Below are 11,943 nucleotides of genomic sequence, written 5' to 3'. Positions count from 1 at the left end.
TGACTTTACCTGATTTTTGAATTAAAGCAAATAGCCAGTAATTTGACCTGGGTATTCTATAAAAGTGAGCATTCTGTTAATAATCCTTGATTTTATTGAATTTTATGATTGCCTCTTATAAAATGGTAGTTGATTAATAAATATAGAGAGGACTACATTTCATATGTCTTTACCAATCCTTCCAACGATAAGTACAGCCTTCATTGTATTAAGTGCCATCACTGTTGCAATAGGCTGGTATCAAATTAAACAGCGCAAAATCGAGACCCATAAAAAAACCATGATGGCAGCTGCGATTTTTGCGGTGATCTTTTTCACTATATATCTTTCTCGGACGGTCTTCATTGGTAGTACGTCGTTTGGCGGACCCGATGACATAAAAATTTATTATACGATTTTTTTGGTTTTCCATATAACGCTTGCAACAACTGGAGCTGTTTTGGGGATCATCATGCTTACCACTGGGTTTAAAGGTAAATTCGCCATTCATAAAAAAATCGGGCCGGCGACAAGCATCATTTGGTTTTTCACTGGGATTACTGGAGTAGCTGTTTACATCCTGCTTTATGTGATTTATCATGGCGGCGAAACAACATCTTTAATAAAGGCAATCCTAGGATTTTAAAATGACAAAAAAGCCTGGTGCAAAAAAAGCATCAGGCTTTTGTATTGGATACAAAAAAGAGAGCATCACACATGATCCTCTCTCTTTGTACCACTTTTCGCTGACGGCTTTTATAGGCCGTTGAATTGTGTAAGTTCTTCTTTGATTTGAGCGAGGATTTTTTCACTTTGTTTAACTAGTGATGCAGGAAAATCCTCTCCTTCACCATATTCAACTCCGTGTGGATAATAGTGTTTTCCTAATAGAGGAACCATTAATTTGATGACGGCCCTGTGAGCGCCAACATCGCCCTCTGTAGCATAGCCAAGTATTCTCAGGTAAAACGTGCCTTCTTTTAATTCGAACTTACGATCGTAACTTACTCTTTCGTAATCCCATTGTTCTGCTCGTATTAAACCATATTGCGGCATTAGGTCATCTAATCGGTTTAAGTCGGCTGTGATGTTTTCGATTCCAAAGCTTTCAAATTTCACGAGTAGTACCTCCCATGTTTACTATTGAGAATTAAAATGACATACCGGGAAAATATTATGTACATGAATATATTAAAAATCTCCAAGTATGTTTATAATATACCATTTTATCCTATATTTTATAATAGTACGAAATGGTGGAAGTTGCAATGAACTCAACCATGGTATTTTAATCATTCACAAAAGTTCCATTTTTAAAATAAATTTAATGAAGGGGCAGTCTAACGTAAATTAGAAAAATATGATTGAACAGTGATATAATCAGGAAAGAAAGGTTTTTGCATTGGATACATAAATTAGATAGAGAGAGGGAGTGTTCCTCTGCGCAGTTTAGGTAAGGTGTTGGTGTTAATCATTATTTTTTTCGTAATCGGTATTTATCTTAATATCGGCGATGAAGATGAAGGGAACCCCCTTATTGATGGTAACAAAGGTGTTAACCCCAATGGACATATAAATGAAAGAAGCACTTCCTCTGAAAAGGAAGGGGTTACTGAAGTGACAGAAGGTCTGGCAGTAACGATCGGGAAAAATGCAAAAGAGATAGAAAGGGAATACGGTAAGCCGGATCGAATTGATTTGTCTGCCTATGGATATGAATGGTGGGTTTATAAAAAGGACTATAATAATTATTTCCAATTAGCCGTTGAAAATGAAAAAGTGGTATCTGCTTATGGAATTGGTGATGAGGTCAATGTCGCTCCTTTTAAAATTGGACAATCGATTGATGCCATCTATTCCAGTTTATATGTGGAACCTACTGTTGACATTGAAGTTGGTCACAGTTCCTATCGTTTTGAATTGTCGGAGGAAGATATGAACATGAGGCCGTTAATTGATTTAGGGAATATTAATGTTCAGCTTTATTTGGATAAGTTCACTGGTACTATTTCAAGCATCCGATTCTTGAATGATTCCGCCCTATTGAAACAAAAGCCGTATGAGTTGACCTATCATGGTGAACTTGTGAAAGTTAAGGACCTTTCAGATGAGGACATGGCGAAAGTGGATGATGGAAATGAGCAGCAAATATTCGATATTACGAATATCATGCGCAGCAGATTTGATTTGAAGCCTTTAGAATGGGATGCCGCTACTGCGGAGGTTGCTTACCTTCATAGCCGGGAAATGAAGGATACCCCTGAAGGAACCCATGTTTCTGAAACAAAGGGGGATTTGGAAAATCGTCTTGATGCAGGTCATGTGAAATACAGGGCGGCCGGTGAAAATATAGCAGCCCATTATGTGGATGCTGCTGCTGTCATGGAAGGTTGGCTAAATAGCAAAGGACATCGGGATGCGATGCTGAACGAGGAATTTACAGGTCTGGGCGTCGGTGTATATAAAAATTATTACACCCAGAATTTCATAAAGAGATAAAAAAACGGACCCGGTTTGGGTCCGTTTCAGTTTGTTGACAAGGGGGTCGGAATTAAAAAATTCCGAACCTTTAATATTCCCTTTGAAATTTGACCAAAGGTTAAGAGATTTGAGCTCTTAGAACCACTATGTTATGCCATTTTAGGACCTTGCCATGTCCACGTGGCCATCTTCTTTAAATTAATGGCAGCGAAAGTAAGCATTGGCTTGCATCGACAATTTTTAAGTCCCCTTAAAGTAGTCCAACGCATAACATGCTTTTCTTTTGCATCTGAGAATATACGCTCAATCGTTTCTTTGCGTTTCGCGTATATAGGTTTTATACCTTGATGATGAAGCAATGATCTGCTTCTTCCACAAATGCTTGCCAGATATGTCGTGTCACTACCTTTTGATGGTCCTTGCTTTCTGTACCGTGATAAATATGAGTATGTTGTACAAATTTGTTTTGGCGATTTGTACTCGCGATAGACCTCTTTATTTGTTGTTGAGGACTTTAAAGTTTTGCACGAAGAGCAAAGGTAACAATCAAAGTGTTCATCGAAACATAAAGAATCCTTCTTTTGTTTGAGGAAGTGTATAGGGTAAAGCAGGTGTGATTACTTTGTTAAATAGGTAGCTTGTAATCGCTGGTGCTTTATAAGCTGCATCTGCGGCAACAGCTTCTCGTTTTCTAACTTTCTCAATCCTAGCTCAACAAGTAGCTTCAAAATATGACTGTCATGTGTATTAGCAGTTGTTACAATCGTTCCCAATACAAAACGTTGCCGTGTCTGCTGCCTGCCATAGTTGTTTCAGTTTCTTCAATCCCTTTACGCATGGAACGAATAACGAAGGTATATTGAATGAATGTCAGTTTAACTAAAATAACTGGATCAATACTGCGAGTCCTACCTCTGAATACATATCTTTCACCAAGTCATAAATGAAAGTGAAGTCAATGGAAGCCTCCATTTACGAACCAAATGGTTCGCCGGCACCAGTTGATCTAAAGTAATCATTTCAAGTTGTTCTCGTTGAATAGAATGATGTTTCGTAACCATCCTCATCACCTCAAGTTTTAATAAATCTATATTAAAACAAAAAAGACTGTAGGCAAAAGGAGTTCTATCCAAGTTTTTAAACCTAGTTGACTGGAGCGGGTGTGCGAGACTCCTGCGGGAATAGCGAGTCCAAGGGGAGACCCCACAGGCGCAAGTGGGCCGAGGGCGGATCGCCCGTGGAAAGCGAGTGCACTACGTTCCAATCAACGTCCAAATTTGTACAAGCAAAAAAAATGTAGACAAACTCGTTTTTCATCGAGTTTGACTACAGTCTGAAACGGACCCGGTTTGGGTCCGTTTTCTTGTTGTGGATCATATTTTAAAAGGTCCCAACCATTTGCAATCCCCTCGATGAGGATCGTTTGCCAATGGAGGTTTTTACATAACGAACTTGGATTCCGCAGTCACGCCCCATTACGTTAGTAAAGGAATTTATGCACTTTTTATCTACCTTTAGCATATGGTGCAATAGGCGATGTCTAAGTGTGAGGTGAGAGTAATGGCAAAAAGAAAGCGGCCCTCCGTGGATGGATTTCGGGAGTTTGTAAAGGAACATCCTCATTTAGTGAATGAAGTGAGAAGCAAACAAGCAACATGGCAGGAACTTTTTGAAGAGTGGTATTTACTCGGAGAAGATCATCCACGCTGGCAGGCTGACGGCAGTGTGGGTGAGCCTAAAGAGAATACAGGATCTCAATCACCGCCGGTTGAAAAGGGAGACCAAAGCACTGAGTTGATCGGTTCGTTAATGAATGCCGTTAAAAACATGGATATGGGGCAGATTCAACAATATATTACGAATGCCAATCAGGCCATCGGTGCAATCCAAGGAGTGCTATCTGCTTTCCAAGGGAATAAATCAGGTGATACCAGTCCTCCCCCAAAAGAAAAAGAGCAGAGAGCTAACCCTTTTTTATTCACCAAAGATTAAGGAGGGTTTTTCATGCGCCAGAATATATATGAATTCATTCAAACAAACGAAGATATGCGAAATTATTTGAGGGTTCAGCCTGCATGGTACAAAAGATTAATGCGTAATCCACATGAAGTGGATGTGTTTGAAACCGAAGCTAAATATTATTTTGAGAAGTCGATTCCACATCGGGTCTCTAAATTTTCGGAAAGCGTTCAGGTTGCCTCAATGATGCTTCATATGTTTCAAGCGATGAATGCTCCAAGTGAATGAAGAAAGTAAGAGTAAATTACTCCTTTTGGCGAACAATAAAGGCAAAAGGGGGACGATGGAATGAGAAAGTTGATATTGGCTCTAACAGTGTTGATGGCAGCGACGGGTTGTGGCAAGAAAATACCTGAACCTGAAAACTCAGGAGTAGCCATACAAGGTGTTTCTACACTAGAGGCTGCCACCACTGTATCGAGCATCCAAAACTCAGATGAGGACTTTCGGGTAAAAACATTTGTGAAAGGCAACTCCGTCTATGTTGAGTGCTACTTGAAAAACTATGGTTTTTCTGAATCAAATCCTGAACAATTGGCAACTGTGTCCGTATTTATTGATAATCAAAAGAAAGTCGATATGAAAACGGCAGCATTTATCGTAAAGGATGTCCCGAATGGCATGCATAAAATAAAGCTGGAGATTTTGAACGGTGCAGGTGAAAAAACAGGACTGCAAAAAGAGATTGAGGTACATATCACTTCCTCGATTTAATCAAACCATTAGCATCTAAAAGAGAGAAATGGTAAAATGGTTGTGGAGGTGAGCTTGTTAATGCTTGCTACTATGGAAATCATCGACATTTTACATCAGGCTGATGGATTAGCTGAAATGATCCTTCATTCTGAAATAGGAGAAGAATATCTCCTTAGTTTATATAAATTACAAAAAGACAAAGAGGCCCAGGGGATTATCTCCAAGTTTACTTCGCTCAAGGATCTATTTGAAGATGTTCAAAGGTTCGGTAAATATCACCCGGATTATAAACGCATCAATTTAGAAACGAGGCAAGCTAAACGAGACATGGATATGCATCCTGCCGTTGCAAGGTTTAAGCTTGCGGAGACAGAATTGCAATCCGTTCTTGATGAAATAAGCGGAAGAATTGGCCGAGCTGTTTCTGAACAGGTCAAAACCCCGGCTGGGAATCCATTTTTTGTTTCATCCGGCGGATGTTCGACGGGAAGTTGCGGAACCGGGGGAAGTTGCGGGTGCTCTGCTTAAGGTAATGGCCAGATTGGGACCATTCAGGGCCGGCCGGTATATAATGCAGCCATCGAAATTCGACATTACTATGGAGTTCGGTGGCTGTGTCATGTTTGGAACCTCGCCGGGACATGGTCATGAACCGATGCATGAACTATCATCTTACATATTTCGGTTACGTGGCAAAAAGCGATTAACTGCGATATAAAATACAATCCGGACAAAGGTTGCCGCAGCAAAACATCTTTTTCTGCGGCACATAAAAACGATGCCGGAATACATATAAATGTTCTTCCTGCCGTACGAAAATGGTTTCACAATGAAGCTGCTTGCCACGCATTGAAAGGCTTGCGGCTTTTTTTATTAAGAGAGAAAGCTTACCATCATCATTTGGTGCCGGATGATAATGGATATATATAAAGGGGATTCCTGTGAACTTTTTTATCGAAGCTTGGGTAATTTCATCATTATCTAATAGATGCACAATAAATTGATGCCAAATTTGGTTTAAATCCATCGTTTGTTTGGCTCCCTTCACAGTGTGTATATTCATAATAGTGAGAGAATTTTGTTTATAATCTTTTTTTCTTGGTTGAAAGTAAAGATTCTGCTATGCTACACTTAGTTAAAACCTTTTAAAAGGGAGTTATTGATATGCTTGGAGCGAGACAGGGAATCATCGTCTATTTACATACATTGAAACAAGCCAAAATGCTTAGGAAATTTGGAAATATCCATTATGTTTCAAAAAAGTTGAAATATGTCGTGCTTTATACGAATATGGATGAAGTGGAACCACTTGTGGAAAAACTGAATAATTATTCGTTCGTTAAAAAGGTGGACCTTTCTTACAAGCCTTTTTTGAAGGTGGAGTACGAAAACTCCAAACCGGATAAAGCGAAAGAATATGATTATAAAATGGGAATTTGAAAAAAGCTGACTCATGCGGAGTCAGCTTTTTCATTTTCAGGGCAGCAACATCTTTCAACCTAATGGCGGCAGATATCTATTCATTCGCAAAATGCCGATTAAGTGCTGGTAGTACAACTCGATTTCTGCAAAGAGCACCGAAGGTTTCACTTCGATTTCAATAATTGGCCTATCCAGTTCCTCAGCCAAGTTCTCAAAAAGCTCATAGCGTTTGTTTTTGGTGGCATGTGGGTTAGGGATACCTTCACGGCAAATGTAAAGCGGCTGGAATTTCCCGGGATCTGTGGGCTCCATGACGATGACCAATGACGTTACCTTTTTATCATTTATAGTAGTATGCATAGCCAATAGCCTTGCAACTCGATGTTTCTGATTGCGGCCTACTTCCAGCAACTCATATATATCGGAATATCCTTGTCCAATTTCAATAAAACGTTGAATCAATTAAACCTCTCCTAACTAACTTATTATTCATTACTTTATCATTATCCCTCATAAAAGAGAAGGACAACTTCATTGACGAATGATGACAAAGGAAATTTGGAATAAGTGGTTTATCAATAAAAAAAAGCCCTGCAAAAATATGCAGGGTCCTTCTATGTCTAACTAAGGACCAGAAGGCAAAGGGAGAGGAGAAACCGGAGGAAGAACTTATGGGGAAACGTAAGCCTTCTCCGCGGTTGGCAACAACACCTAAAAAGGAATGTTGTTATTCACATTATTGCCAAAAACCATTTTATTATTCATGATGTAAAAGATTTATAAAAAGAATGGATATCTTCTATCCATGGTACGAAATGATATGTTCTTTTAATCATGGAAATGAAGGCAAATGGGTTTAAATATTGGCTAGCTATTTCTAATATGTTAGGATAGGAAAGTAACAGAAATTTGTCATAAAATGTGGTGAGAATGATGAGGGTCGTTTCCGGAATTTGCAAAGGAAGACCACTTAAGGCTGTACCGGGTACAGGAACCCGGCCGACTACTGATAAAGTCAAGGAATCCATTTTTAACATGATTGGTCCTTATTTCGAAGGAGGGCTGGTCCTCGACTTGTTTGCCGGAAGCGGTGGACTGGGAATTGAAGCGTTAAGCAGAGGCATGGATAAAGCCATATTTGTCGACCGGGATTTTAAAGCGAATCAAACGGTTAAGGCTAATTTGGAACTATGCAAGTTTTCAGACCGTGCAGAAGTTTATAAAAATGATTCAGAACGTGCATTAAAGGCTTTGGTGAAAAGGGAAATGACTTTTGAATTGATTTTTCTTGATCCACCTTATAAGAAACAAAAGCTAGTCGAGATTCTTGAAGAAATACATAAATACCGATTGCTGAACGATATGGGATACATTGTTTGTGAGCATGGCCATGATGTTACTTTGCCAGAAAAAGTTGGTGACTTTACCGTTAAGAGAAAAGAAGTTTATGGCGTCATTGCCGTTACGATTTATCAATGGGGAAACGTACACGAACAGGGGGAACTATGAATGTCCAAAATAGCGATTTGTCCGGGGAGTTTTGATCCAATAACATTTGGTCATCTTGATATCATTCAAAGGGGAGCGAATGTTTTTGATGAGGTATATGTCGTCATCGTGAACAATTCAGCGAAAAATTCTCTTTTTACAGTGGAAGAGAGACTGGAACTGATTACTGAAGCGACTGCCCATATGCCGAATGTTAAAGTGGATTTCTATCAGGGATTGACGGTCGACTATGCTGAAAGCGTTTCCGCGAATGCCATCATCAGGGGATTGAGGGCGACTTCCGACTTTGAATATGAAATGCAGGGAACTTCGATGAACCGATTCCTTAACAATAAAATAGAGTCATTCTTTATCATGACGAAAAATCAATATTCTTTCTTGAGTTCAAGTATCGTGAAAGAGGTAGCGAAGTATGGTGGGGATATTTCTGAACTAGTGCCAAGTGTCGTCCAGAAAGCTCTGGCCAAAAAATACGAGGAACTGAAAGGATAGAAAAAAGAGCATTGCCAACGGGCAATGCTCTTTTTTGGTTTACGAAAGGCCTTTGAATAGCCTTTTGGTAAATATGATGATGTATAGGATCAAAAACACGAGTGTTAGAATGGGACCTATATCAAGCATGCTTTGATATAGGGAATTCGCGTGTTCACCGGATCCGCTGACCGGGAATGCGTTTATCGGGCTGCCGCTGTACATTTTGCCTTTATAGAATGGTTCCCAAAGCAGGATGGTGATAATGGATGCAAGAAGGCCATGTGCAATCCTGGCCAGAAAAAAGGGAGTGAAACGAATGTCCGTTGCTGCAATGATGCTGGCAACTTGCGCTTGGATGCTGAACCCGTTGAAAGCTAAGATGAAACTTGTCATCACGGTTTGCTGAAAGAGTGTCGCCTCTTCGACCGTGCTGGTTAATTTTGAACCTAGAGTCATTTCAAACATGCCTGATATGAAGGGAAGGCTTAAGGAGTCCGGGAAATTAAAAATATGTAGAATTCCTCCGACCCCAGATGCTAGCAATCCGGTGATGTTCATATGAAATAAAAGCTTGTTCACCACAGAAAAGAGAATGATGAACCCCCCGATCATCAATAGGGTTTGGATGGATGAGAGTACCGCATCTCCAAGTAAACTGCCAAATGGCCTTGTTTCTTTTATTCTGGTACGATGCATTTGACCAAAGGCTTGTCTTATGGAGGGGAGCTTGGTCAGTTCTTTTGCATGGGGTTTTTCTTCTTTCCAACGGTAAAAACGCATGATGATGCCTACACAAATATTTCCTAGGTAGTGGGAAAGGGCAAGGATGATCCCTAAATGAGGGTTGTGGAAAAAACCAACGGCAACGGCAACGAATAGGAACAATGGATTGGATGAATTAGTAAAACAAACGAGTCTTTCAGCTTCAATGCGGGTCAATTGTTCTTCTTGACGAAGCCTTACAGTGAATTTCGCCCCGGCTGGAAACCCTGATGCAAGTCCCATCGCCCAAACGAAACCTCCCACTCCTGGTACACGGAATAGGGGACGCATAAATGGTTCAAGCATGACACCAATGAACCTGACAACCCCAAAACTGATTAATAACTCCGAGAAAATCAAGAAAGGCAGAAGCGAAGGGAAAACAATTGTCCACCAAATATTCAGTCCGCCTTTGGAAGCTTCAAAGGATTCTTGGGGGAAGATGATCAAGCCAACTGCCATCATCGTGACGGAGGTAGCTAACAGTACTGTTTTAGATTTTGATTTTAGCAAAATTCAGCCTCCTCTTGAAGGTTACTAAATAAGGGCAGTTCGTTTCGTATATAATAAAATATGAACTTCTTTTTCTCGAAAAGTAAGCGCATGATGGAATAAGGATTGTACCGACATGTAAAGAGGGATGATCCGCTCAATGGAATATATCTGCCATGCTTGTTTCACTGTCAATATAAATAATATGCTTCTATAAATCCGTTTAAGACCATAACTTTGAATGAGTGTTATTTCAATATTTTGAACTAGTTAAAGCGGGAGGGATATCTTTGTCGAAACCAAAAGTCGGGCTTGCACTTGGGTCAGGAGGAGCTAGGGGGTTTGCACATATTGGCGTGATAAAGGTATTGCAGCAAGAAGGCATTCCGATAGATATGATTGCTGGAAGCAGCATGGGAGCAATGGTTGCAGCCTTTTATGGAGCGGGGTCGGATATCGAGAGGCTGTATAAGTTGTCCCGTGCATTTAAGCGGAAGTATTATTTGGACTTCACCATACCTAAGATGGGCTTCATTTCGGGTAAGCGGACAAAGGATTTAATCAGGGTATTTACATATGGCAAGAAATTTGAAGAACTTGATATTCCTGTGGCGGTGGTAGCCACTGATATAAAAACGGGGGAAAAGGTCATTTTTCAGGAAGGTCCCATCGCACCGGCAGTAAGGGCAAGCATCTCCATTCCAGGGATTTTCATTCCCGAAAGAATCGGAAACAGACTGCTTGTTGATGGCGGCGTAGTTGACAGGGTTCCTGTTTCAGTTGTGAAGGATATGGGAGCAGACATCATAATTGGTGTGGATGTAGCTCACGTGAAACAGGATATGGAGATAAACTCCATATATGACGTCATCATGCAAAGCCTCGATATCCTGCAAATGGAGCTGGTTAAAAGCAGGGAGTTTGCTTCAGACGTCATGATACGCCCCAGGGTTGAGAAATACAGCTCGAAATCATTTACAAACGTACAGGAAATAATTAGTATTGGAGAAGAAGCAGCAAGAGGTAAGATTGATCAAATTAAGCAGAGCATTGTTACTTGGAAGGAGTCCTTTGAAGATGAGCCGTAAAACGTATGTACGCACTTTCCTGGTGGTGGCTATACTTCTCATAGCATCAGCCCTTTATTCCCTACCTTTTTATGTATCGAAACCAGGAATGGCTAAAGAATTGGAGCCAATCATTGAGGTATCCGGGGGAGATGAAGCAAAAGGAAGCTTTATGTTAACCACTGTAAGGATGGGCCGGGCAAATATATATTCCTACATGATGGCGAAGTGGAGCAAATATCAGGAGCTTTATCCGGAAGCCTCCATCAGAAGCGAAGATGAAACAGATGAAGAATATAATATCAGGCAGCTCCACTTAATGGATGGTTCTAAAAATAATGCCATTAAGATCGCATATGAAAAAGCAGGGAAAGAAGTCGAATACGAGTACCTGGGTGTATATGTTTTGGACGTGCTAAAAGGAATGCCGGCAGCAAAAGAGCTGAAAGCGGGCGATCAAATCATTCAAGTTGATGATGTTAAATTCAAGTCTGCACAGGAATTCATGGATTATATTAACGAAAAGAAGGCCGGAGATGAAGTTAAAATAGTTTATAAGCGGGAAGAGACGGAGAAAACGACCGTTCTTTCATTGCAGCCTTTTAAAAATGATCCAAATAGGGTAGGAATCGGCATTTCGCTGGATGACAATCGAAGAGTGAACACAAAACCGGCGATTGCCATAGATTCAGAACATATAGGCGGTCCTTCGGCTGGTTTAATGTTTTCGTTGGAAATTTATAATCAATTAACGAAAGGCGATCTTACAAGTGGATATGACATAGCGGGTACGGGCACGATGTCTGATGATGGGACAGTCGGTCCAATTGGCGGAATCCAACAGAAAATTGTTGCAGCCGATAAGTCTGGAGCCGAAATATTCTTTGCCCCGAATGAAAACGGAGCAGCGGGTTCGAATTATGAAGATGCACTCATTGCAGCAAAGGATATTGACACTGACATGAAGATCGTGCCGGTTGACAACTTTGAAGATGCAGTAGCCTATTTAACGAAGCTAAATGGAAAAGGAAAATGAAAAAAA

The 11,943-nt window shown here is 40.4% G+C and carries 17 protein-coding genes; 11 read left to right on the top strand and 6 right to left on the bottom strand.

Features of this window, described 5'->3' with window-relative positions:
- Positions 1–163: 163 nt before the first annotated feature.
- Positions 164–625: a DUF420 domain-containing protein gene (locus A6755_RS19525; protein WP_034313975.1), complete on the top strand. Its 462-nt coding sequence runs from the start codon at positions 164–166 to the stop codon at positions 623–625.
- Positions 626–735: 110 nt separating this feature from the next.
- On the opposite strand, the gene A6755_RS19520 is transcribed toward A6755_RS19525, so the two are convergent.
- Complete coding sequence (locus A6755_RS19520; RefSeq protein WP_034313973.1) at positions 736–1,098, bottom strand: YugN family protein; 363 nt, start codon at positions 1,096–1,098, stop codon at positions 736–738.
- 345 nt (positions 1,099–1,443) lie between these two features.
- Here A6755_RS19520 and A6755_RS19515 point away from each other — a divergent pair, with 345 nt between their 5' ends.
- Entirely contained in the window at positions 1,444–2,478 is a 1,035-nt protein-coding gene (locus A6755_RS19515; RefSeq protein ID WP_244889695.1) for a CAP domain-containing protein, read from the top strand.
- A gap of 131 nt (positions 2,479–2,609) precedes the next feature.
- On the opposite strand, the gene A6755_RS28345 is transcribed toward A6755_RS19515, so the two are convergent.
- Both A6755_RS28345 and A6755_RS28445 read right to left on the bottom strand, forming a co-directional pair.
- Positions 2,610–3,059: a transposase gene (locus A6755_RS28345; RefSeq protein ID WP_377307418.1), complete on the bottom strand. Its 450-nt coding sequence runs from the start codon at positions 3,057–3,059 to the stop codon at positions 2,610–2,612.
- A gap of 158 nt (positions 3,060–3,217) precedes the next feature.
- Entirely contained in the window at positions 3,218–3,334 is a 117-nt protein-coding gene (locus A6755_RS28445) for a hypothetical protein (RefSeq protein ID WP_465264161.1), read from the bottom strand.
- Between the two features lie 686 nt (positions 3,335–4,020).
- Here A6755_RS28445 and A6755_RS19505 point away from each other — a divergent pair.
- Genes A6755_RS19505 through A6755_RS19490 form a run of 4 tightly spaced genes read left to right on the top strand, consistent with a single transcriptional unit; the run spans position 4,021 to position 5,703 of the window.
- Entirely contained in the window at positions 4,021–4,452 is a 432-nt protein-coding gene (locus tag A6755_RS19505) for a YlbD family protein (RefSeq protein WP_034313961.1), read from the top strand.
- 12 nt (positions 4,453–4,464) lie between these two features.
- Positions 4,465–4,707: a YlbE-like family protein gene (locus tag A6755_RS19500; protein WP_034313959.1), complete on the top strand. Its 243-nt coding sequence runs from the start codon at positions 4,465–4,467 to the stop codon at positions 4,705–4,707.
- Between the two features lie 60 nt (positions 4,708–4,767).
- Positions 4,768–5,193: a hypothetical protein gene (locus tag A6755_RS19495; RefSeq protein WP_052137469.1), complete on the top strand. Its 426-nt coding sequence runs from the start codon at positions 4,768–4,770 to the stop codon at positions 5,191–5,193.
- A gap of 60 nt (positions 5,194–5,253) precedes the next feature.
- Positions 5,254–5,703 (top strand): YlbF/YmcA family competence regulator, encoded by a 450-nt coding sequence (locus tag A6755_RS19490; protein ID WP_034313957.1) that lies wholly within the window; start codon positions 5,254–5,256, stop codon positions 5,701–5,703.
- A 175-nt stretch (positions 5,704–5,878) separates the two neighbouring features.
- Here A6755_RS19490 and A6755_RS19485 read toward each other — a convergent pair whose 3' ends face one another.
- Positions 5,879–6,202, bottom strand: a complete 324-nt coding sequence (locus tag A6755_RS19485) for a hypothetical protein (protein WP_034313954.1) — start codon at positions 6,200–6,202, stop codon at positions 5,879–5,881.
- A gap of 137 nt (positions 6,203–6,339) precedes the next feature.
- Here A6755_RS19485 and A6755_RS19480 point away from each other — a divergent pair, with 137 nt between their 5' ends.
- On the top strand, positions 6,340–6,615 hold the full coding sequence (locus A6755_RS19480) for a YlbG family protein (protein WP_034313951.1): 276 nt from the start codon (positions 6,340–6,342) through the stop codon (positions 6,613–6,615).
- A gap of 54 nt (positions 6,616–6,669) precedes the next feature.
- Here the strand turns inward: A6755_RS19480 and A6755_RS19475 are convergent, their stop codons facing one another.
- Complete coding sequence (locus tag A6755_RS19475) at positions 6,670–7,059, bottom strand: DUF7147 family protein (RefSeq protein ID WP_034313948.1); 390 nt, start codon at positions 7,057–7,059, stop codon at positions 6,670–6,672.
- Positions 7,060–7,530: 471 nt separating this feature from the next.
- On the opposite strand from A6755_RS19475, the gene rsmD reads away from it, so the two are divergent.
- Together rsmD and coaD are read left to right on the top strand one after the other, a co-directional pair.
- Complete coding sequence (gene rsmD, locus A6755_RS19470) at positions 7,531–8,106, top strand: 16S rRNA (guanine(966)-N(2))-methyltransferase RsmD (RefSeq protein WP_034313946.1); 576 nt, start codon at positions 7,531–7,533, stop codon at positions 8,104–8,106.
- Entirely contained in the window at positions 8,107–8,598 is a 492-nt protein-coding gene (coaD, locus tag A6755_RS19465) for a pantetheine-phosphate adenylyltransferase (RefSeq protein WP_034313942.1), read from the top strand.
- A 39-nt stretch (positions 8,599–8,637) separates the two neighbouring features.
- Here coaD and ylbJ read toward each other — a convergent pair whose 3' ends face one another.
- Entirely contained in the window at positions 8,638–9,855 is a 1,218-nt protein-coding gene (gene ylbJ, locus A6755_RS19460) for a sporulation integral membrane protein YlbJ (RefSeq protein ID WP_063591699.1), read from the bottom strand.
- A 269-nt stretch (positions 9,856–10,124) separates the two neighbouring features.
- Here ylbJ and A6755_RS19455 point away from each other — a divergent pair, with 269 nt between their 5' ends.
- Positions 10,125–10,922 (top strand): patatin-like phospholipase family protein, encoded by a 798-nt coding sequence (locus A6755_RS19455; protein WP_034313939.1) that lies wholly within the window; start codon positions 10,125–10,127, stop codon positions 10,920–10,922.
- Entirely contained in the window at positions 10,912–11,937 is a 1,026-nt protein-coding gene (locus tag A6755_RS19450) for a SepM family pheromone-processing serine protease (RefSeq protein ID WP_063591698.1), read from the top strand. The genes A6755_RS19455 and A6755_RS19450 overlap by 11 nt, the downstream gene beginning before the upstream one ends.
- Positions 11,938–11,943 lie beyond the last annotated feature (6 nt).

The organism is Peribacillus frigoritolerans (assembly GCF_001636405.1).
GTDB lineage: Bacteria > Bacillota > Bacilli > Bacillales > DSM-1321 > Peribacillus > Peribacillus frigoritolerans.
Note: the sequence above shows the minus strand (reverse complement) of the source record. Positions and strands in the feature narration are given on the sequence as shown.